Genomic DNA, 20596 nt, shown 5'->3' on the forward strand with positions numbered 1-20596 from the left:
CGCGTGTACATTGCGCCCGGCCGCGACGTGCCGACGACACAACCGGGGGGTAAATGGTACCTCGTCAATGGCAGTTCCTATGCGGTCGCGCATGTCAGCGGGCTGATCGCGCTGGTGCGCCAGTCCAGCGGTCGCGCGACACGGATCGCGCTGAACCGCATGGCGGGCGGCGCGATCGACGCCTGCGCGACCCTGGTCGGGACATCGCCGGCCTGTGATTGCTCGTGCGCGATCGACCACCGGCTCGCGGGACGGCGCTAGCGCCAGACGCCTTGGTGCGCTGGCCGCCCTGTCGCTTTCTTCCTTCGCCGCAACCCCCGCATTCGCCCAGGTCAGCGGCAGCGTCGACATCGAGAGCGATTATCGCCTGCGCGGCTATTCGCTCAGCGCCGGGCGGCCGGTGGCGACCGCGCAGATCGGCTATGACGACGACAGCGGGGTCTATCTCAACCTGTCCGCCACGGGCGAGATCGGCCATGACGATCCGCTGTTCCTCGGGGTTCAGGGCAATATCGGCTATGTCCGACGGTTGAACCAGAAGCTGTCGATCGACGCCGGCGTGACGCGTAGCCAATATCGCGCTCCCGATCGCAAAAGTCGCGCGCACGATTATACCGAAATCTATCTCGGCCTAGCCTCCGATCCGTTTTCGGCGCGCCTTTATTATTCACCCGATTATTATCAGTCCGGTGTTTCGACGCTTTACGGAGAGGTCGAAGCCACGATCAGGCCGGCAGAGCACTGGCGACTCACTGGCCATCTGGGGTCGCTCGTCTATCTCACGACGCCGGCGCGATATATTCCTGGCCGCGAGGCACGGTATGACTGGCGCGCGGGCGTGTCGCGCGAACTCGGGAATTTCGACCTCCATGCCGCGCTGTCGGGCGGGGGCCCGGGAAAGGAATATTATTCCGGCGAGCTCCACAGCAAACTCGCCCTGACCGCTGGTGCGAGCTGGAGTTTCTGACACGCGGCTTAAACCTTTAGTGGCCCGGGCGGCATCAACCTTCCAGAAACCAGCTGGAAGGATCGGGCCCCATGGGTGTTCGCACGACGATGATGTTCAGGATGGCGCGGGTCGGCGCTGCGCTCGGCGCGCTGTCGGTGACGGTTGCCGCCACCTCACAGACGGCGGCGAAGCAATATACGGTGGTCATGGCGAACATGAATTACGGGGCGCTGCCCGGCGGCGCCAAGGTGGGCGACACGATCGTCTGGGTCAATCGCGACTCCGTCCCGCATACGGTGACCGCACGCGACCACAGCTTCGACCTGCGCATCGCGCCGGGGCAGAGCGGGCGGATGACGCTGCAGAAAGCCGGCACCATCCCATTCTATTGCATCTTCCATTCGATGATGCGCGGTACGCTCAAGGTCGCGGCCAAATGATCAGCCCTGCCTGACCACCATCACCTGACCCCAAGGCAATTCGATCAGGGTGTCGGGGCGGTCGGCGAAGAACGTCCCGAACATCTCGCGCACCTCGCGATCGGCATAATCGTCGCCGATCAGGATCCCACCGGGCATCAGCCGCGGATGGAAGAAGTCGAGCGCGTCGCGCGTGGCGCCAGGCAGGTCGAGGTCGAGATGGACGAATGCGAAGCGCTCGTCGGCAACCGCATCGGCGGTTTCCGGGAAAACGCCGGCGTGGACGTGCACGGCAGGATAAGGAGCGAGCAGCGCTTCGACCGCTGATCGTTGGCCATGCGTCGTCCTGAAATGGTCGCGCACCGTCGCTGCGTCGCCGCTCGTCATGGCGGCATCGGCAGCTTGCAGCGTCTCGAACACGTCGAACAGATGGAGGGACGTATCGCCCTTGGCATGGCAGATCAGCCGCGCGCTGCCGCCGTGGAACACGCCGGCCTCGGCCATCGCGCCGTCGAGCCGTCGCGCGGCGCGCACCGCGATCAGGATCTGCAATGCCGCCGCGTCGCTCAACAGCATCGGCACCAGCCGCCGCGTCGCGCGGATCAGCGGCAGTTCGGCTTCCCAGCCCGCGCCAAGCGGCGCCATGATCGCGCCGCGCGAGGCGACGAGCGTGCGTAGCGCCCGCCCCGGCAGGCCACGCCAGCCTTGCCGAGGCGTCATGGCCGGACCGGGGCCGGCGCCGCGCGTAGCATCATCATCGCGGCGATCGCGAACAGCGCGCCGAGCAGGGGCGTCCGCAGCGGATAGTCGACCAGGCTCGACGCCATCAGGATGACCGTCATGCCGATCGCGGCAATGCCTAGCGTCCGGCGTGTCACCGACTCGCGCGTCCGCACGATGGCGACCGCGGTACGCGCCCACCACCAGACGAACAGGCCGAGCAGCATCAGCGCGGGTACGCCGCACTCGATCGCGAGCTGCAGCGGCTCGTTATGCGCCTGGTTCATATAGATGGTCGACAGCAAGGCATCGGGCTCGAAGCGGCGATAGACGTCGCTGAACGACCCGAAACCGGCGCCCCAGGGCAGGAACGCGCGCGCGGTGCGCAACAACGGCCCGACTATCGCGGCGCGGCTTTCGCTGGCAGGGTCGGTATGCATCAGCCGATCGACCGCGCCACTGTGCATGGCGGCGGCGGCAGTGGTTGCGGTCGCTCCGATCAGCACTGCGGCGACGCCCGCCCAGTGCAGGCGACGAACCGGCACCAGCCGCTGGCCTGTCGCGGCATAGGCCCACAGGCCGGCGCCGAGCCCAATCGCGACGAGCAGTAGCCCCATCCTCGATCCCGTGGCGATGCCGCCGAACAGCAACAGGGCGACCGCGATCAATGTGGCACCAGCCACCACGCGCGGCCGGCCGCCCCGCCGCAACCACAGGCCCGCCAATGCGGCGACAAACGGCAGCGCGCAGGCCATCAACGCGGCCTGGTGATTGCGGTTGGCCAACAGCCCGATCGGGGCATTCTCGCTGCTTTCGCGATAGAAACGCAGCGCGCCGCCACCGGGCGCAAGCTGGATCAGCCCGGCGAGTGCGCTGACCAACGCGATCGTGACCACAGCCCAGGCGAGCCAAATTCGCGAGCGGCTGTCGCAATACAGAGCGACGAGCGTTGCCGCGGTCGCCGGCAATAGCGCACCGAGCGTGTTGATTGTGAGGTCGGGAGTCAGGCTGAGCGGCCGCCAGCGCACCGCCCCGCTCGCCACGGCGATCCGCGCATAGATGTCGTGCCCGGGCAGCATTGCCCAGAGCGACGGCGGCAACGGGATCAGCTGGAGCAGGACCAGGCCATAAGCCGCGGCGATCATCGCCAGCAGCCGTTTACGCCGTCGCAACGTCTCGATCTCGAGCGGCCACAAGCTGGCGACGATCGCGGCGATAGCGGCGAGGCGAGCCAGCATCTGCTGGTCCTCATCGTATCGCGACGCGCCCCCCAGCGCGGCGAGCGCCACCAGCAGCGCGATGGCGACGATCAGGCGATAGCGCTGCCCGTATCGGCTAGCGGCTCTCTGTGTGGCCAATGCCTGCCCCTCGCGATGGGAATAGCGGCGCGACGGCCGCTATTCCCGACCACCCGCTGGAGATCGTTTACGAGCTGGCGGGCTTGCTGCCGTTGTGCCCCAGCGCAACCGCGGCGACCACGACCACCGCGATGGCGAGGCCGGCATAAAGGAAACCCGACCCACCGCCGCTCGCTTTGTTGCCCTTAACCTTGGCGCCCGCGCGGACGTCCTTGTTGGCGAGCGACAGCTTGGCCGCCGGATTGGCGGGCGATGCCGCGGCGATGGTCGGAACGGCGATCAGCGAAAGGGCCGCGGTGGCGGCGATGACGTTGCTCAGGCGCATTGATGCACACCCCTTTTCTGCGCGGCTCGCCCAACGCGAACCAATCATCAGTGCCGTCGGGGGTGGGCAGGGTTCAACGCCGCCGTGCAAAAATCCGCGCGTTGAACCCCGTCCGTCGCGCCGGGAACAGATGGGGCAGCAATTGGGGTGAAAAGGGTGCGTCTCATCAGCAACCGGTCTTTTCTGAGGCGGCCCGCATGCCGGCGTTGAGCGCACGCGACGGATATCGGCGATGGGCGCCGATGTATGCGCGCGAGACGGCGATCAGCCTGCTCGAGGATCAGCTCGTCGCCCCGATCAGTCCGCCGCTTGCCGACAAGCGACTGCTCGACGTCGGCTGCGGGGTCGGCCGTCGCCTGATCGATTGCGGCGCGGCCGAGGCGGTCGGGATCGACCTTAGTCCCGAAATGCTCGATGCCGGGATCGGACGCGGCGCGGTCATGCCGGGCGTCAGGACGCTGGTCGGAGACGTCCGCCATTTGCCCTTTCCGGATCGCTATTTCGACGTGGTCTGGTGCCGGCTGGTGCTGGGGCATTTGCCGGCGATCGACCGCGCTTATGCCGAGCTGGCGCGCGTCACCGCGCCGGGCGGGATGATCCTGGTCAGCGATTTCCATGCCGAGGCGCATGCCGCCGGGCACCGCCGCACTTTCCGCGATGATGAAGGCGTGCACGAGGTCGAGCATCACGTCCACGATCTGTCGGCACATGCCGGCGCGGCGCGTGCCGTCGGGCTTGTCCCGGTGGCGACGCGCGAGGCGGTGATCGGTCCCGCCGTCCGGCCGCTCTACGAAGCCGCCGGGCGCGGCGCGCTGTATAGCGAGCATCTCGACCTCCCGGTCGTGCTCGCGCTCGCTTTTCGGCGGGAGGGCTGAGGATGCGGATGCTTGTCAATGCCCGCAACTGCGCCGTCGCGATCGAGGGCGAGCGCATCGTCGCGGCGGAAGGGCGGTTCGACATCGTCCTTGATTGCCCCGATGCGGAGGTGCGGCCGGGCCTGATCAACGCGCACGATCATCTCCATCGCAACCATTACGGGCGGCTGGGGCGGCCCGGCTATGGCAACGCCTATCAATGGGCCCGCGACATCCAGACGCGCTATCGCCGCCGCATCGCGCACGGCCGCGCGCGGCCACGGCGAGAGGCGTTGCTGGCGGGCGCGTGGAAGAATCTGTTCGCCGGCGTCACCTCGGTCGTCCATCACGACGCGTGGGAAGACGCTTTCGACCGCGATTTTCCGATCCGCGTGGTGCCGCTCGCCAGCGCGGATTCGCTCGGCATGACTCCCGACCTGGACGGCGTGGAGAAGGGCGAGCGGTTCGGCCTGCACCTGGCCGAAGGCGTCGATGAGGCCGCTGCCGATGAAGTCCGAGCAATCGCGGCGAAGGGGCTGCTCACACGCGATCTGATCGCGGTGCACGGCGTCGGCATGGATTCCGATGGCGTGGCCCGGTTCCGGGCGTCGGGCGCGGCGCTTGTCTGGTGCCCGAGTTCCAACCTTTTCCTGTTCGGCCGCACCGCGCCGGCAGCATTACTCGACGACGGGATCGACGTGCTGCTCGGCAGCGATTCGCTGCTGACCGGGGCGGGCGACCTGCTCGACGAACTGGCTTGTGCGCGTGCGATCGGCGGGTTGAGCGACGCGCGGCTCGAAGGCGCGGTGGGCGCGGTCGCGGCCACGCGGCTCGGCCTCGATCCGCCCGCGCTCGATCCGGGCAACCGCGCCGATTTGATCCTGCTGCGCCGTCCGCTGGTCGAGGCGCGTGCGGCGGATGTGCTGCTTGTCGTCGCCAACGGGGCAGTGCGGGTGGCGTGCCCCGACCTTGCGCCAAGTCTCGGCATCCACGCCGACCACGGCATCGAAATGACCATCGGCACGGTGGTGCGCTGGACCAACGCACGCACCCCAGAACCGGCATCCGGGAGGTATTGATGAAGTTTGTTGCGTTCCGCCTTGGCTCGGCCGGCGCGTTTGTCCTGGCGGCGATGACAGCGGTCCCCGCCGCCGCGCAGACCGCACCCGATCCTAACGCCGCGCCGGCACCGAACGCGACGCCCGCGCCGTCGGCAACTCCTGTCCCGACGCCGCAGGATGTGCCCACCGACAGCGCGACTAATGCGCCCGCGGACGGCACCCAACCGGTCACGGCGACCGATGCGGCGGCACTGCCGCCCGATGCCGCGCCGTCGATGCCGCGCACCGATATCCTGTCGAAGAACACCATCTCGATCCTGCTCGACGCGCGGCTCGCGGTCGCCAATGGCGAGAAGTCGTTCACGAACGGCGGCCTGGGCAAGACGCGGTTCCAGGGGACGCAGAATGGCGACTATCGCGCTTATGCCGTGCCGGTCGAAGCCGATCTGATCTGGCTGCCGCGCTTCACGCCTTCGCTCAGCGCCAACGTTTCGGGTGCGTGGCAGCGCGATCAGGAAAACAAGTTCGACCTGATCGAGGCGTTCGTGAACTTTCTGCCCCAGCAATCGGGCAAAATCGGCTTCCAGGCGCGCGCCGGATTGATGTGGCCCGAAATCTCGCTCGAACACTCGACCGGCGGTGCGTGGAGCGTGGTCAACACGATCACGCCCTCGACGATCAATTCCTGGGTCGGCGAGGAAGTGAAGGTCCTGGGCGTCGAGGGCACCTTGCGCGCCAGCCTGGGCCAGCACGAATTGTCGTTCACCGGCGGCGTGTTCGCGGGCAACGACACGTCGGGCACCTTGCTGTCGTTCCGCGGCTGGGCGCTGCACGACGAGAAAGCGACCGGCCTCGGCCATTTCCCGCTGCCGCCGCTCAATTCGTTCATCAAGCTGTTGCAGGAAGACCGGACCCGCTCGACGATCGAGCTCGACAACCGCCCCGGCTTCTACGCGCGGCTCGACTGGCGGCCGCCCTGGCCGTTCGGCGTGGCGCTGTTCTATTATGACAATCGCGGCAATCCGGAGGCGTTCAAGCCGACCGGGCAATGGGGCTGGCGCACGCGCTTCTGGAACCTGGGGATCAATGCCGATCTCGGCGCCAACACCAAGCTGCTGATCCAGGGCATGAGCGGCTCGACGATCATGGGGTTCGAGGAGAACGGCGTTCCCTGGGTCCACACCTATTTCAATTCGGCCTATGCGATGGTGACGCGGCGGATCGGCGACAAGCTCGCGATCAGCGCGCGGGTCGAGGCGTTCAACACGCGCGAACATGGCAGCGAGATGTCGCCGCTCGACAATGAGGACGGCTGGTCCACCACCGTCGCCGCGCGCTACAATCTGACCAGCCGGGTGACGGTCTTGGCCGAGGCGCTCAACGTCCGCAGCAAGCGCGGCGTCCGTGCCACCGATCTCGGGATCAACCCGTTCCAGGCGCAGACCGTGTTCCAGCTCGCGTTGAGGATCCATCTGTGACCGCGCGCGCGATCCTGGCGCTCGTCGCGGGCGCGTTGGCGCTGGCGGGATGCTCCAACGGCCCACGGCTCGGCGAGACGTCCGAGCCGATGGCGGTGACCGCGCTCAAGGACCTGCCCCCGCCGGGCGGTGCCGATCTTGTCGCCGGGACGACGCCGTATCGCGTCGGCCCGCTCGACAAGCTCAACATCGCGGTGTTCGGCGTGCCCGAGCTCAGTGGCACGTTCCAGACCGATGCCGCTGGGCATCTGTCGATGCCGCTGGTCGGTGAGATCGACGCTTCCGGCCAGACCCCCAAAGAGCTCGCGCTCGCGATCGATAAGCGGCTGCGCGGCATCTATGTCCGCGACCCGCAGATCACGGTGAACCTGGAGGAGACCACCAGCCAGGTCTTCACCGTCGATGGCCAGGTCACCCAACCAGGCAGCTATCCGGCGATCGGCAACATCACGCTGATGCGCGCAGTCGCGACCGCCAAGGGGGTCGGCGAATTCGCCCGGATGGACGACGTCGTCGTGTTCCGCACGGTCGAGGGCAAGCCGCTCGCCGCGCTCTACAATCTCGGCGCGATCCGGCGCGGGCTGTACCCCGATCCCAAGATCTACGCCAACGACGTGATCATCGTGGGCGATTCGAACGCGCGGCGGATGTTCCAGAAGTTCCTCCAGGTGGCGCCGTTGCTGACGACGCCGCTGATCCTCGGGCTGGAGCGCATAAGGTGATGGATTCGATTTCGCCCCGAATGCTGGGCCAGGTCCAGCTACTGACCGGCGCAGGGGATGGCGGCCCGCCCGCCGCGCAACGCACGCCGCCGTTGCGCCGACTGATCCGCGCGGTAACGCGCTGGCGCTGGGTGCTGCTGGGTGGCGTCGGGGCAGGCGCGCTCGCCGGGCTGCTGGTCACGTCGGTGATGACGCGCCAGTACAGCTCGACCGCGCGGCTGGAGATTTCGCGCGACACCGCGCGCGTCACCAATATCGACAGCGTCGAACGCGACGTCAGCATCGGCGACCAGGAATTCTACCAGACCCAATATGGTCTGCTCCAGACCAAGGAGCTGTCCGAGCGCGTCGCGCGCGATCTCGGCGCGGTCGACAATCGCGATTTCTTCAAGCTGTTCGGCCGCAATGATCTGTTCGACGGCAATGCCGCGGACGTGAACAGCCAGGCGCGGCGCGGCAAGCGCGTGGAATTGGCGGGCCGGATCCTGCTCGACCATGTCGGCATCGCGCCGGTGCGCGGATCGCGGCTGGTCGACGTCACCGCGGAGACGCCCGACCCCTTCTGGTCGCAGCGGATCGCGCAGACGTGGAGCAAGGATTTCATCGACGGCAATCTCGAACGCCGGTTCGCGGCGTCGGATTATGCCCGGCAGTTCCTCGAAACGCGGCTCGAGCAATTGCGCCAGAAACTCGAGGAATCGGAACGCCAGGCGGTCGGCTATGCCGCCAACCAGGGGATCATCAACCTGCCGGCGGTGAGTTCGGGCAAGGACGGCGCCGGAAGCGCGGTCGGCGGCGATCGCTCGTTGCTGACCGACGACATCACCACGCTCAATGCGGCGCTCGCCACCGCAACCGCCGAGCGGATCGAGGCGCAGGCCCGGCTCGCCGCGGCGCGCCAGCCGGGATCGAGCAGCGAGGCGCTAGGGAGCCAGGCGATCGGCGACCTTCGCCAGAAACGCGCCGAGGCCGCGTCCGAATATGCCAAATTGCTGTCGCAGTTCGAACCCAAATACCCGCCGGCCAAAGCACTCGAATCGCAAGTCCAGGTGCTCGATACCGCGATCGCGGCCGAAGAGGGGCGCGTGCGCACATCGCTGCAACAATCCTATGCCTCGGCATTGGGCCGCGAACGCGCGCTGCAAGCGCGGGTCGAAGCGCTCAAGGGCAACCTCACCGATCTCCGCCAGCGCAGCATCCAGTACAATATCTATCAGCGCGATGCCGACACCAACCGCGAACTCTATAGCGCGCTGCTGCAGCGCTATAAGGAGATCGGCGTCGCCGGCGGGATCGAGAATAACAATATCGCGGTGGTCGACGCCGCCAAATTGCCCGACCGGCCGTCGCGGCCCAGCCTGATGATCAATCTGTTGCTGTCGATCTTCGCGGGTGGGCTGGCCGGCGTTGCGCTCGCCGCCGCACTCGAACAGATCGACGAAGGGATCGGCGATCCGGGCGAAGCGCAGGAAAAGCTCGGCCTGCCATTGCTCGGCACCTTGCCCAAGGTGAAGAGCGGGGGACCGCTGGACGCGCTCGAGGACCCGCGCTCGCCGTTGGTCGAAGCCTATCTGGCGGTCCAGGCCAATCTCGAACTGTCGACGGCGCGCGGCATGCCACGGTCGCTTGCGGTCACCAGCACGCGGCCGCGCGAAGGCAAATCGACCACCGCGACCGCACTCGCCCAGTCGCTGGCGCGCGCGCATCGCAAAGTCGTGCTGGTTGATGCCGATCTGCGCTCACCGTCAGTCCACTCCGCGTTCGGGGTCGCAAACGAGGCTGGGGTCAGCAACTTCCTGGCCGGCAGCGACACTCTCGACGCCTCGATTCACGCCACCAGCCACGAAGGGTTGAGCGTGATGCCGGCGGGGCCGCCGCCGCCCAACGCCGCCGATCTGCTGACCGGCGAGCGGCTGCGGGTGCTCATCGAACGGCTGCAGGAGCGGTTCGACCATGTCATCGTCGACTCGCCGCCGGTGATCGGCCTGGCCGATGCGCCGCTGGTCGCCTCGGCGGTGGAAGCGGTGATTTTCGTCGTCGAGGCGCGTTCGACCCAGGCGGGCGTGGTGCGCAACGCGCTCAACCGCCTGGCAACCGCGCACGCCAATGTGCTCGGCGCCGTCCTCACCAAGTTTGAGGCGAAGCGCGCGCATCTCGGCTACGGCTACGGATACGGCTATGAATATGGCTATGGCCGCTAGGTCGAGCGCCTGATGCCGTCGCCGATGGTCTGGCGTGGTGCGATCGTCGCCGGCGCCCTGGTGGCGGCGGCGGGAATCGTCCAAGCCGGAACCGCGCAGTGGTTGGTGCGGAGCGATCCGGTCGCTGCCGCACGCGTGGCCCCCTACGATGCGCGGATCGCGATGGCGGCCGCGCGCAAGCTGGTCGAGGACGGCCGCGGCGCGACCGATCCGTCGATCCGCGCGCTGACCCAGGCGACGCTGGCGCGCGATCTTACCCAGAATGCCGCGATCGAGTTTCGCGCGGTCGACGTCGAGGCGGCGCGCAACCCAGCGCGTGCGGCGCAATTGTTCGACCTGTCCGACGCGATCAGCCGGCGCAGCCTGCCGACCCGATTGTGGCTGATCCAGCGCTCGGTCGATCGCGGCGATGTCGGCCATGCGCTGCGCGACTTCGACGTGGCGCTCCGGACCACGGCGGCAGCGGCGCCAACTTTGTTCCCGGTGCTGGCCGGCGCGACGAGCGACCCCGGCCTGGTCGCGCCGATCGCGCGGATGCTCGACCGGCCGAGCGACTGGCGGCTGATGTTCCTGAATTATGCCGTCGCCAATGGCGATAGCGACGGAGCGGCGGCCGTGCTCCTGCACATGCGCGATCGCGGTCTGGTTACCGGCAATGGCGTCGATCGCGCCTTGATCGCGCGGTTGGTGGACGAGCGCCGCTTCGCGTTGGCGGGCCGGGTGCGCGCTGCCTTCTCGAGCGGGAAAGAACAGCCGCGCCTGGTCGTCGACGGTGGCTTTGCTGACGCGACCGGGAGCTATCCTTTCGGCTGGAGCTTCACCGAACGCGGCGACATCGGGGCTGAGCGCAGCATCGCCGATGGCCGCCCTGCGCTTGGCTGGCGGTCGGAGCCGGGTCGGGGAGGGCAGGTCGCGGCGCAATTGCTGCTGCTTCCCCCGGGCAATTATCGGCTGGCCACGATGGCGGCGTCGGCGACACCGAACGACGCGCCTTATTGGTCGTTGACCTGCGGCGAGCAGGGTGGTGCGACACTCGCTCGGCTGGACGTGCCGTCAGCATCGAGCGCCGCGGCAGTCGTGGACGTCGCCGTCCCGGTGGGATGTGAAGGGCAATGGCTGACATTGACGCTGCGTCCCGGCGGCACCTCGGGCGAGCGGGCAGGCGCTATCGCATCAGTGGCGATCACTCGGCGATAGGCTTGAACCGGTACTGACCCCACAGGGTGATGCCGAGCGGGCGCGTCTTGTAGCCTGTCCCGAGCCGGCGGTAATTGCAGCGCGTCGCACTCGCGATCGACGCCGCATTGTCGTCGTCGGTCAACCACCACCACCGCCGCTCGCGATCGCCGAACAGGCGATGCGCTTCGCCGATGACCGCTGGCGCCAGTTTCTGGCCGCGCGCATCGGGTCTGGTCCAGATATTGCCGACTTCGAGATCGTCGGGCGCCATGAACGGCAAGCGGTGCCAACGTGGCGTTACCAGCAGGCGATGGACCAGGGTTCCGCCGTGCCAGACCGTGAGCTCGGTGAACTCATCGGTTGCGAAGAAGCCCAGCCGGTTGAGCAGCCACCAGACGAAATTCACCGGGGTGCGCGATCCGCGCGGGGGTAGACCGGGCTTGCCCGCTTGCCAGCGGCGCAAGGTCATGCCGGGCGGCAGGCGCAGGAGCGGCGGCGGCGGATCGCTCGGCCCGTGGCTGAAGAATATCATCACGTCGCCGGCTCCGGCGGCTGAGCGACCGGTAGTGGCGCCGATCGTGCGCACACGCGGCGCAATTCGGGATCGGCGCCCCATCGCGCCAGAATCCCATCGACCCCGCGCAACGCGGCAGGCCGCGCGACGATCGCCAGCGCGGTCAGCCAGAGCAAGTGCAGGTCGGTGGAGATGTCGCCACGCTCGATGTAGAGCAGGCCCAACCGGCTCTTCCACGGCCTGATCAAGATGTCATAAGCGGAATCGGGATCGGCCGCGCTGTCGATGATATCGCCTTCGTCAGCGAAAACGATCGAGGACAAATCGGTAATGCCGGGGCGGATTTCGAGCAGTTTCAATTCGGCCGACGTGTAGCGATCGACGCCGCCCCGGCGCGTGTTGGGGCGCGGACCGACCAGGCTCATCTCGCCGATCAGCACGTTCCAGAATTGCGGCAGCTCGTCGATCTTCCAGCAACGCAGCTTGCGGCCTAGCGGGGTGACGCGCGGATCGCCGCGCGCGGTCGACGTGCCGCCGAGCGCTTCGGCATTCACCGCCATCGATCGGAGCTTGATCATCCTAAAGTCGCGATTGCCGCGGCCGACGCGAACCCCGCGATGGAGCGGCGACTGGCCGTCCTGCAGCCATATCGCGAGCATCGCGACCGCGAGGACCGGCGACGCCAGGGCGAGCAAGACGACTGAAACGACGACGTCGAACGCGCGCTTGGCCATCACAGAACCGCCCGGAGTGCGGCGAGCACCGCGGCGCGATCCATGCCGTAGCGCGCGCGCAGCCAGGCCTGGTCGCCGACGATGTCGGGGAAGCAGTCGGCCAGGCCGAGGCGCTGGAAGCTGCGCAACGCGACACCGCCATCGAGACAGGCCTCGGCGACCGCCGCGCCGAGCCCGCCGACGATATTGTGCTCCTCGAGCGTGACGACATGGCTGCAAATGCGCGCGGCATCGCAAATGGCGGCGGCGTCGAGCGGCTTGATCGTGTGGACGTCGATCACGCGCACCGCCGCGCCCTCCGCGGCAAGCGTATCGGCGGCGGCGACCGCTTCACCCAGGATGCCGCCGGTCGCGAAGATCACCGCGTCATCGCCATCGCGCACCTGCCGAGCCTCGCCCAGGATGACGTGGCCTTCGGGCAATCCGGCGCGGCTCTTGTCGATCCTGAGATAGGCGGGCCCGCCGCGCGCATGGAGCTGGCGGGCCAGTGCATAGGCCTGCCACGGATCCGAGGGTGCGACGACGGTCATATCGGGCAGCGCGCGCAGGATCGCGAGGTCCTCGGTCGCGAAATGCGACATGCCGAGCTGGCCGTAGGAAAAGCCGCCGCCGACCGCGACCACGGTGACGTCGGCATGATGGTAGCAGACGTCGTTGCGCAATTGTTCGAGGCACCGCAGCGTCGGGAAATTGCCGATCGAATAGGTATAACTGCGCGCGCCGGTCAGCGCCGCGCCGCACGCGATCGCGGTCATGTTCTGCTCGGCGACCCCGGCATTGACGTAATTGCCGGGGAAGCGCTCGATAAAGTCGGTCAGGACGCCGAAGCCCAGATCGCCATTGACCAGCAGCACGCGCGGATCCTCGCCGGCGAGCTCGGTCAGCGCGCGGACGAACGCGTCACGCATCGCGCGCCTCCATGCCCAGTTCGCGCATCGCCGCGGCGAATTCCTCGCCCTGCGGCGAGCGATAATGCCACAGCACCTGGTTCTCCATGAACGAGACGCCGCGGCCCTTGATCGTGTCGGCGATGATGCAGGTGGGTCGGTCGGCTTGTCCGGAGCGCGCGAGGGCTACCTTGAGCGCCTGATGGTCGTGCCCGTCGATCCGCTCGACCGCCCAGCCGAATGCGCGCCATTTGTCGGCAAAGGGTTCGAGCGCGATCGTCTCGGCGACGGGCGCGATACTCTGCAATTTGTTGTAGTCGACGACCGCGCACAAATTGCCCAGGCGATGGTGCGCGGCGAACAGGATCGCTTCCCAATTCGACCCCTCGTCGCATTCGCCGTCGCTCAGTACGACATAGACGCGCTGGTCGCCGCCCATCCGGCGCAGCTGGAATGCCATACCCGCGCCGATGCCCAGGCCATGGCCGAGCGAACCGGTCGAGAGTTCGACCCCGGCGACGCCCTTGTGGCTGACATGGCCCGACAGGCTGGAGCCGTTGGCATAATGGTGGTCGAGATCGGCGAGCGCGAAGAAGCCGCGCTCGGCAAGGGCCGCATAGACGCATGCCCCGGCATGGCCCTTGGACAGGATGAAGCGATCGCGGCCGGCCCAGCGCGGATCGGTCGGATCGACGCGCAGCGTATCGCCGTACAGCACCGCGATGATGTCGGCCATCGACAGGCACGACCCGACATGCGAGCTGCCGCCGCGACTGCACATACGCACCACGTGGCGGCGCAATCGGAGCGCGAGGTCGACCGTGTCGGGCGGCGCGATTGGCTCGACCTTCATGCGAAGAACCCCCGCACGCCGTCGATCACGCGGCCGACCTGCGCATCGGTCAGCAAATGGTTCATCGGGATCAGCAGCGATCGTGCGAAGAAGCGGTCGGTGCGCGGCAGCAGCCGTTCGAGCCCCAGGTTGCGGAATTGGTGGATACCCGTCCCGCCCCATTGCACGATCGTGCCGATCCCGAGATTGGTCAGATGGACGCGCAGCTTGTCGCGGCGGTCGCAGCACATCTCGTAATTCTGAAAGACATCGAACCGCGTGGGATCGGCGTCGGGCGAGGGTGGCAAATCGAGCTCGGCAATCCCGTTGAACGCATCGTGATAACGTGCGGCGATCGCGCGTCGCCGGGCGATCGCCTGATCGTACCAGCCGAGCTTGTAGGTCAGGATCGCGGCGTGGAGATTGTCGATGCGGGCATTGGTCCCCCAGATCGCGCAGTCCGCCGGGATGATCTTGTCGGGCCCGGCGCCATGGTTGCGCATCGCCCGGACGCGCTCGGCGATGGCATCGTCGTCGGTGACCAGCGCGCCGGCATCGCCGAAACAGCCCAAAGTCTTGGACGGATAGAAACTGAACGCTCCCCATTGGCCGAACCTGCCGGCCGGCACGCCGTCGATCGTCGCGCCGAGCGCCTGCGCCGCGTCCTCAACCACCAGCAGGCCGCGATCGTCGGCAATCGCCCGGATCGCTGCCATGTCGCAGACCCGCCCGTTGACGTGCACTGCCATGATCGCGCGGGTATAGGGCGTGATCGCGGCGCGGATTGCGTCGGGATCGATTAGCCAGTCGTGGTCCTTCAGTTCCACGGGCACCACCGTCCCGCCGGCGAAATGGATCGATTGCGCCGCCGCGATGAAGCCATGGCCGGGCATGATCACTTCGTCGCCCGGCTTGAGACCCGACGCGCGCAGGCCCAGCAGCATCGCATTAGTGCAGTCCGACAGGCCGATCGCGTGGCGTACGCCCAGATAGGCCGCGAGCGCCGCCTCGAACGCGTCGACCGCCGCTTGCAGGATGAATCCGCCCGCCGATGCGGTCTCGTCAACGATCCGGCGATATTCTTCGGCACGCTCGGCATAGAGTGCCTTCCAGTCGAAGAACGGGACTGGAAGCTCCCGCAATGACATGAACTCGCAACCCCTTACCGCGCACTAACGGGGCATGGCCCGCCGACTACGGAATTGGTGCCTGGTTACCCGGTCGCGGTTCAACGCGGGCCGGATCGGCGGGGGCGGAATGCGGATTCTCTATCTGACGCAATGGTTCGAACCCGAGCCCAATATCATCAAGGGGATTCACTTCGTCCGCGCGCTCGAGGCGGCGGGGCATCAGGTGACGGTCGTTACCGGCTTTCCCAATTATCCGACCGGGAAGATCTATCCCGGCTATCGGCTCCGGCTGGTCCAGTACGAAACGATCGAGGGCGTGCGCGTCGTCCGCCTGCCGCTTTATCCCAGCCACGACGCGTCGTCGCTGCGGCGGTCGCTTAACTTTCTATCGTTTTTCGTCTCGGCGATGCTCTACTGCCTGATCCGCGGCGGGCGGTACGACATGGCCTATGTCTATCATCCGCCGATCACGGTCGGGCTGGCGGCGGCAATCGGCGGCGGATTGCGCGGGTTGCCCTTCGTGCTCGATATCCAGGATCTGTGGCCAGACACGCTGGCGGCGACCGGCATGGCGGGCGCCGCGCGGATGGTAGGGCCGATCGGCGCGCTGTGCCGCTTCGTTTATGCCCGTGCGCGGGCGATCGTCGTCCAGTCCGAAGGGATGCGGCGCGCCCTGGTCGAGCGCGGCGTTCCCGACGCCAAGCTGACCGTGATCCGCAACTGGGCCGACGCCGAATTCGCCGAACGAGGTGTCGCGGAGACAACGGATCTCGGCCGCTTCACGATTGTCTATGGCGGCAATCTCGGCCGCGCCCAGGCACTCGAGACGGCGATCGACGCGGTTGCGATCGCAGCTCGCTACCGGCCCGAAATCGAGCTCGTGCTTTACGGCGACGGGGTCGATGCCGCCGCACTGCGCGATCGCGCCGCGGGCAACGCCGCGGTGCGGTTCGCCGGACGCGTGCCGCCAGAGCGGATCATCGCCGTCTTCGCTGCTGCCGACGCGTTGTTGCTTCACTTGCGCGACGATCCGCTGTTTGCGATCACCATCCCGTCCAAGACGCAATTCTATCTCGCGATGGGCCGGCCGATCGTCGCTGGCGTGGCGGGCGAAGCCGCCGACCTGTTACGGCGATCGGGCGCGGCGTTGGTCGCGCCGCCAGGGGATGCCGCGGCGCTGGCCCGCATCCTGGTCGAGATCGCAGGACTGCCGCGCGACCGGCGTGACGCGATGGGGGCGGCGGGCCGACGCTTTTATGCCGAGAATCTGGCGTTCGATCGCGGGATGACGCGAACCCTCGGCGTGATTGCGGGCACTAACCCGACAGCGATGACCAATTCACCGGCCCGGACGATTTGAGCCTGACGAGCGCCTTGCCGTTGCCCGGCGCGGGCGCCACCGGCGTCGTGCCGGTGGTCAGCCCGGCGGGAATCACGCGCGTGCCGCTGATGCTGGTGTTCGGCTATGTCGTCGGTACGTTCCTGCTGTTCCTCGCCTGGCCGGTGAACTGGCCGATCTATTATACCGCCGACTGGGTGCGACTGTTCTTCTATATCGCCTTGTGCCTCACCGTGCTGTGGGTCGCGACGTTCACCGGGTCTGCGGGGCCGACGCGCGTGACGGCGCCGTTGCCCGGACTGGCGTTCTTCTTGCCGCTGGCCGCGCTCGTCGCGGTGCTGCTGCTGATCCCATCGAGCTTCGCTTATACCGGCAAGGCACCGTGGGAAGTGCTCGATGCATTGGCCGATCAGGGCGCGGCCTATCGCCGGTTCCAGCAACAGCTCCTCGCAACCGGTGGTCAACGCAACATGATCGTCATGGTGCGCGCGCTCACCGCACCGTTCGTCTATGCGATCCTGCCGCTCGGCATCATCCACTGGCAGCGGATCGGCTGGATCGGGCGTGTCTCGCTGGGTGTCGCGGTCGCAACATCGGTCATCTTCTCGATCCTGCGCGGCACCGACAAGGAGATCGCCGATCTGTTCGTGATCGGGACGGCCGCCGCGTTCGTGTCGGTCGGCCGCGCCCGCGCAATGGGGGAGGCGCCGGGCGAATTGCTGCGCCGTTACTGGCGGCCGGTCCTGATCGCACTCGTCTTTCTCTATGTCGCGCAAGGGCTGTTCACCGATCGCAAGGAAGGGCGGCTGGGCAGCTATGTCAGCCGCACCGCGGTCTGCATCAACGACAGCCGGATCTGTGCCGATCTCGACAATCCGGCGATCAGCTGGCTGCCGCTCCGCCAGCGCTTCGGGCTGACGATCTTCATCCTGTCGACCTGTTCGGGCTATTACGGACTCGACCTCGCGATGGAGAAACCGTTCGAGCCGGCCTGGGGCGTCGGCCATTCGCCCGCCGCGCTCTCGGTCTACGAAGCCGCGACCGACGATCGCGGGCCGCATCTCAACACCTATACCTGGCGCAACGGCGCCGATCATTGGCCCGAAGAGAATTATTGGTCGACGCTGATCACCTGGATCGCGAACGATGTCGGCTTTGTCGGCGCCATCCCCGTCCTCGCACTGATCGGCTTCTTCTGGGGGCGCTGGTGGCGCGAAGCGGCGGCAGGGATGAACGACCCCGCCGCGGTGCTGTTTGCGCTGACGACGACGATGATCTTCTACCTGCCCGCCAACAACCAGGTGCTGGCGAGCTATGACGGCTATACGACGTTCGGGGCGTGGATCGCGATCTGGCTGTGGCATCGGTCGCGCCAGGCCCTTTCCGCGGCACTGCCCGCAGCGCTCCCGGCGACCTTGCCGGCGGCAATGGGTGCGCCGTCATAGTTCGTCGCCTGGCCTCGGTGCCGATCTTCTTCGGCGTGCGCATCGCGTCGGCGCTCGTCCTGCTGAAGCTCTCGGCGACGCATCTGCCGGTGCACGGCTTCACCGTGTTCGCGCAATTGATGGCGTTCGCCGCCTTGCTCAACCTGATCGCGGTCGGCGGCACGCAGAATGGCGTGATCCGCGAGGCTGCGGCGGCGGAAGATCACGCGGCACTTGGCGCGGTACACGGCGCGGCGCTGGCGATCTGGGCGATCGCGGCACCGGTGATCGGGCTGGGCGTGCTGATCGGCGCACCGGCGATCGCCGATTTGCTGATCGACGCCCCGCATCGCTGGCCGCTGATCGCAAGCCAGGCCGCGCTCGGGCTGGCGGCGGGCCCCGGGCAGATCTGGTGCAGCATCCTGTCGGGGCGCGGCCGCGCCAGCTTCAGTCTCGCGGCGCAGGCTGCCGGGCTGCTGGCCGCGACGGTGACGGCGGCGTGGCTGATATCGCGGCATCAAGCCGAGTTCGCCGCGCTGGCGTTCGCCGCCGGTCCGCTGCTGACCATGGCGCTCGCGTTCGTCTTCGCGCGACCGCTCCATCTGGCGCTGGCGCCTGCCGGCGTGGTCAGGACCGAGGTGCGGCGGCTGCTCGGCTATTCGGCGTCGATTGCCGCGACGACGGGATTTTCGGCGATCATGCTGTTCGGCCTGCGCTCGATCTATCGCGATCATTTCGGCGTGACGACGCTCGGCTATTGGATGGCGGCCAATCGCATTTCGGACCTGTCGACGCAGTTCCTCGGGCTGTTCATGGTGCAATTCTTCGTGCCGCACGTCGCGACCTTGACCGAGGATGCCCAGCGGCGGCGGTTGGTCGTGCAATGCGCCGCGGCGGGAACGGCAGTGATGGCGGGCGCATTGCTCGTCTTCACGCTCGGCGCGCCACTGCTTGTCCATCTGTTTCTGGCGGATACCTATCTGCCCGCGATCCCGGTGATCCGCACCTATATGATCGGCGACACGATGCGCGTGCTGGTGTCGCTGGCGATGTTCTCGGCGTTCGCGCGAGGGCGGCCGGGGCGCTACGCAGCGATCGAGATCGCGACGCTGGCGATGATGGCGGCGATCACCCTGACGCTGATCGGTATGGGCGATCCGCGCGCACCGCAGATCGGCTATGCGAGCGCTTATGCGCTGTCGGCGGGCATTGCGGTGCTGTTGTTCCTGATGCGACGCCGTCCTGGCGGCGCTGGAAACGCGATCAGGGCCGCGTCGCCGCTTCGATAGTCGCCACCGCGTGGCGGACATCGAACACCTCGTCGAGGCAGCGCGGTGCGTTGGTTCGAACCTCGTCGCGGATTGTCGGGTCGGTCGCCAGCAATTCGGCCGTGCGATGGAATCCGCCGGGGTCATTGAACGAGACGGTCCGCCCGACGCGATATCCATCTAGGATCGCGGGAAAGTCGCTGCCATGTTCGACCGTGGCAACCACCGGCAGGCCCGCCCGAAGATAGTCGATCGTCTTGGACGGGATGCTGAACGAGGTGACGCCGGGCACCGTCGCGACCATCCCGACATCGCAGGCGCCGAGCAGCTTCAGATAGTCGGCGCGCGGCACCGGCGGACGATACAGGACATTCGTGGCCCTGGCCGCCCGATCGCGGATCATCGGCGCTAGCCGACCGTCGCCGACGAACAGATAGCGAAGCGGCGATCCCGCGGCGTGCCCGGCCTCTGCCGCGCTCAGCATCTGATCGAACCCGCGGCCCTCGACCAATTGTCCGCCGAACACCGCGATCGGGGCATCGCTCTGCAGGTCGTACTGTCGCCGAATCGCAGCGCTATCGACCGGAGGCAGCGGCTTTGTATCGGCCCAGACGGGTGTCACCAGCACACGCTGATCGGGCCGTACGCGGTAATGCGCGCGCAGATAGGCTTCGTTTCCCGGCAACGTGCAGACGATCGCGGTGAACCGGTTCATCTCCCGCTGTTCCCACCACCGCGCGATACGAAAGGGCAGGCCGCCCGGCATCCGCCCGATCTCGCGATGATGGTCGGGGAAGAAGTCCCAGATGAACAACAGGCGATGCCTGACGCGCGCACGACGGATCAGCGGCAGCAACGGCGCGATCGCCATCGCCGGCATCCAGGCGATCAGCGCGTCGAAACTCTCCAGATCGAAATGACGCCAGGCGACGCGGGCGGCGCGGCGGCCGCTCAGCACAAACTTGCTGGCATGGTACAGCAGGCCGGGGCCGCCCAGCGCCCGTGGCGCGCAGCGGACCACGCGGACGCCGCTATCGGTGAAGAAGGTCCGGGTCGGGCCGCCGGGCGCCGCGCTCCAGTCGAGATGGAGCACCTCGACCTCGTGGCCCGCTGCGACCAGCGCATCGGCCAGCTCGGTCGTGAGGTACGATTGCCCCGGCTCGACCGGGAATTGCATCGCGACCATCAGCAAGCGCATGGCC

General features: G+C 67.5%; 20 protein-coding genes and 1 pseudogene. 12 read left to right on the forward strand and 9 right to left on the reverse strand.

What is annotated here, in order from left to right; genetic code table 11:
• The 3 genes and pseudogenes from AC1DQQ_RS00005 to AC1DQQ_RS00015 all read left to right on the forward strand — a co-directional run.
• Positions 1–261: pseudogene (locus tag AC1DQQ_RS00005) on the forward strand (S8 family peptidase); the annotation flags it as partial.
• The gene (locus AC1DQQ_RS00010; protein ID WP_478039656.1) at positions 215–967 is read left to right on the forward strand and encodes a TorF family putative porin; all 753 of its coding nucleotides are present in this window, start codon (positions 215–217) and stop codon (positions 965–967) included. The pseudogene AC1DQQ_RS00005 and the gene AC1DQQ_RS00010, both read left to right, overlap by 47 nt.
• Before the next feature lie 71 nt (positions 968–1038).
• On the forward strand, positions 1039–1389 hold the full coding sequence (locus AC1DQQ_RS00015) for a cupredoxin domain-containing protein (protein ID WP_478039658.1): 351 nt from the start codon (positions 1039–1041) through the stop codon (positions 1387–1389).
• Here the strand turns inward: AC1DQQ_RS00015 and AC1DQQ_RS00020 are convergent, their stop codons facing one another.
• The 3 genes from AC1DQQ_RS00020 to AC1DQQ_RS00030 form a co-directional block, all read right to left on the reverse strand.
• Complete coding sequence (locus tag AC1DQQ_RS00020) at positions 1390–2088, reverse strand: TylF/MycF/NovP-related O-methyltransferase (protein ID WP_478039660.1); 699 nt, start codon at positions 2086–2088, stop codon at positions 1390–1392.
• Positions 2085–3446: an O-antigen ligase family protein gene (locus tag AC1DQQ_RS00025; RefSeq protein ID WP_478043891.1), complete on the reverse strand. Its 1362-nt coding sequence runs from the start codon at positions 3444–3446 to the stop codon at positions 2085–2087. Before AC1DQQ_RS00025 ends, AC1DQQ_RS00020 begins: the two co-directional genes overlap by 4 nt.
• 67 nt (positions 3447–3513) lie before the next feature.
• On the reverse strand, positions 3514–3771 hold the full coding sequence (locus tag AC1DQQ_RS00030) for a hypothetical protein (RefSeq protein ID WP_478039663.1): 258 nt from the start codon (positions 3769–3771) through the stop codon (positions 3514–3516).
• A 197-nt stretch (positions 3772–3968) separates the two neighbouring features.
• On the opposite strand from AC1DQQ_RS00030, the gene AC1DQQ_RS00035 reads away from it, so the two are divergent.
• The 6 genes from AC1DQQ_RS00035 to AC1DQQ_RS00060 are packed head-to-tail and all read left to right on the forward strand — an operon-like array spanning position 3969 to position 11284.
• A complete protein-coding gene (locus AC1DQQ_RS00035; protein WP_478039665.1) occupies positions 3969–4646 on the forward strand; it encodes a class I SAM-dependent methyltransferase in 678 nt (225 codons plus the stop codon).
• Between the two features lie 2 nt (positions 4647–4648).
• Positions 4649–5704: an amidohydrolase family protein gene (locus AC1DQQ_RS00040; protein WP_478039667.1), complete on the forward strand. Its 1056-nt coding sequence runs from the start codon at positions 4649–4651 to the stop codon at positions 5702–5704.
• Complete coding sequence (locus AC1DQQ_RS00045; RefSeq protein ID WP_478043893.1) at positions 5704–7164, forward strand: hypothetical protein; 1461 nt, start codon at positions 5704–5706, stop codon at positions 7162–7164. The genes AC1DQQ_RS00040 and AC1DQQ_RS00045 overlap by 1 nt, the downstream gene beginning before the upstream one ends.
• Positions 7161–7886 carry a polysaccharide biosynthesis/export family protein gene (locus AC1DQQ_RS00050; RefSeq protein WP_478043895.1) on the forward strand — a complete coding sequence of 242 codons (726 nt, stop codon included), beginning with the start codon at positions 7161–7163 and terminating at the stop codon, positions 7884–7886. The genes AC1DQQ_RS00045 and AC1DQQ_RS00050 overlap by 4 nt, the downstream gene beginning before the upstream one ends.
• Entirely contained in the window at positions 7886–10087 is a 2202-nt protein-coding gene (locus AC1DQQ_RS00055) for a GumC family protein (RefSeq protein ID WP_478040598.1), read from the forward strand. Before AC1DQQ_RS00050 ends, AC1DQQ_RS00055 begins: the two co-directional genes overlap by 1 nt.
• Before the next feature lie 12 nt (positions 10088–10099).
• A complete protein-coding gene (locus AC1DQQ_RS00060) occupies positions 10100–11284 on the forward strand; it encodes a hypothetical protein (RefSeq protein WP_478043896.1) in 1185 nt (394 codons plus the stop codon).
• Here AC1DQQ_RS00060 and AC1DQQ_RS00065 read toward each other — a convergent pair.
• From AC1DQQ_RS00065 to AC1DQQ_RS00085, 5 genes are read right to left on the reverse strand one after another with little or no spacing between them, the layout of a single operon-like run.
• Positions 11271–11798 carry a GNAT family N-acetyltransferase gene (locus AC1DQQ_RS00065; protein ID WP_478044500.1) on the reverse strand — a complete coding sequence of 176 codons (528 nt, stop codon included), beginning with the start codon at positions 11796–11798 and terminating at the stop codon, positions 11271–11273. The genes AC1DQQ_RS00060 and AC1DQQ_RS00065 overlap by 14 nt on opposite strands.
• A complete protein-coding gene (locus AC1DQQ_RS00070; protein ID WP_478043897.1) occupies positions 11798–12514 on the reverse strand; it encodes a sugar transferase in 717 nt (238 codons plus the stop codon). The genes AC1DQQ_RS00065 and AC1DQQ_RS00070 overlap by 1 nt, the downstream gene beginning before the upstream one ends.
• Positions 12514–13422 (reverse strand): transketolase family protein, encoded by a 909-nt coding sequence (locus tag AC1DQQ_RS00075; RefSeq protein ID WP_478043899.1) that lies wholly within the window; start codon positions 13420–13422, stop codon positions 12514–12516. The genes AC1DQQ_RS00070 and AC1DQQ_RS00075 overlap by 1 nt, the downstream gene beginning before the upstream one ends.
• On the reverse strand, positions 13415–14254 hold the full coding sequence (locus AC1DQQ_RS00080) for a transketolase (protein ID WP_478043901.1): 840 nt from the start codon (positions 14252–14254) through the stop codon (positions 13415–13417). Before AC1DQQ_RS00080 ends, AC1DQQ_RS00075 begins: the two co-directional genes overlap by 8 nt.
• Positions 14251–15381, reverse strand: coding sequence for a DegT/DnrJ/EryC1/StrS family aminotransferase (locus tag AC1DQQ_RS00085; RefSeq protein ID WP_478043903.1), 1131 nt, complete (start codon positions 15379–15381; stop codon positions 14251–14253). Before AC1DQQ_RS00085 ends, AC1DQQ_RS00080 begins: the two co-directional genes overlap by 4 nt.
• Positions 15382–15490: 109 nt before the next feature.
• Here AC1DQQ_RS00085 and AC1DQQ_RS00090 point away from each other — a divergent pair, with 109 nt between their 5' ends.
• The 3 genes from AC1DQQ_RS00090 to AC1DQQ_RS00100 are packed head-to-tail and all read left to right on the forward strand — an operon-like array spanning position 15491 to position 19415.
• Positions 15491–16723: a glycosyltransferase family 4 protein gene (locus tag AC1DQQ_RS00090; RefSeq protein WP_478043905.1), complete on the forward strand. Its 1233-nt coding sequence runs from the start codon at positions 15491–15493 to the stop codon at positions 16721–16723.
• Complete coding sequence (locus tag AC1DQQ_RS00095; RefSeq protein ID WP_478043907.1) at positions 16720–18147, forward strand: hypothetical protein; 1428 nt, start codon at positions 16720–16722, stop codon at positions 18145–18147. Before AC1DQQ_RS00090 ends, AC1DQQ_RS00095 begins: the two co-directional genes overlap by 4 nt.
• 17 nt (positions 18148–18164) lie before the next feature.
• The gene (locus AC1DQQ_RS00100; protein ID WP_478039682.1) at positions 18165–19415 is read left to right on the forward strand and encodes an oligosaccharide flippase family protein; all 1251 of its coding nucleotides are present in this window, start codon (positions 18165–18167) and stop codon (positions 19413–19415) included.
• On the opposite strand, the gene AC1DQQ_RS00105 is transcribed toward AC1DQQ_RS00100, so the two are convergent.
• Complete coding sequence (locus AC1DQQ_RS00105) at positions 19390–20592, reverse strand: glycosyltransferase family 4 protein (protein ID WP_478043909.1); 1203 nt, start codon at positions 20590–20592, stop codon at positions 19390–19392. The two genes, AC1DQQ_RS00100 and AC1DQQ_RS00105, sit on opposite strands and share 26 nt — an antisense overlap.
• Positions 20593–20596 lie beyond the last annotated feature (4 nt).

It is taken from the genome of Sphingomonas sp. P4_G3, assembly GCF_056401105.1.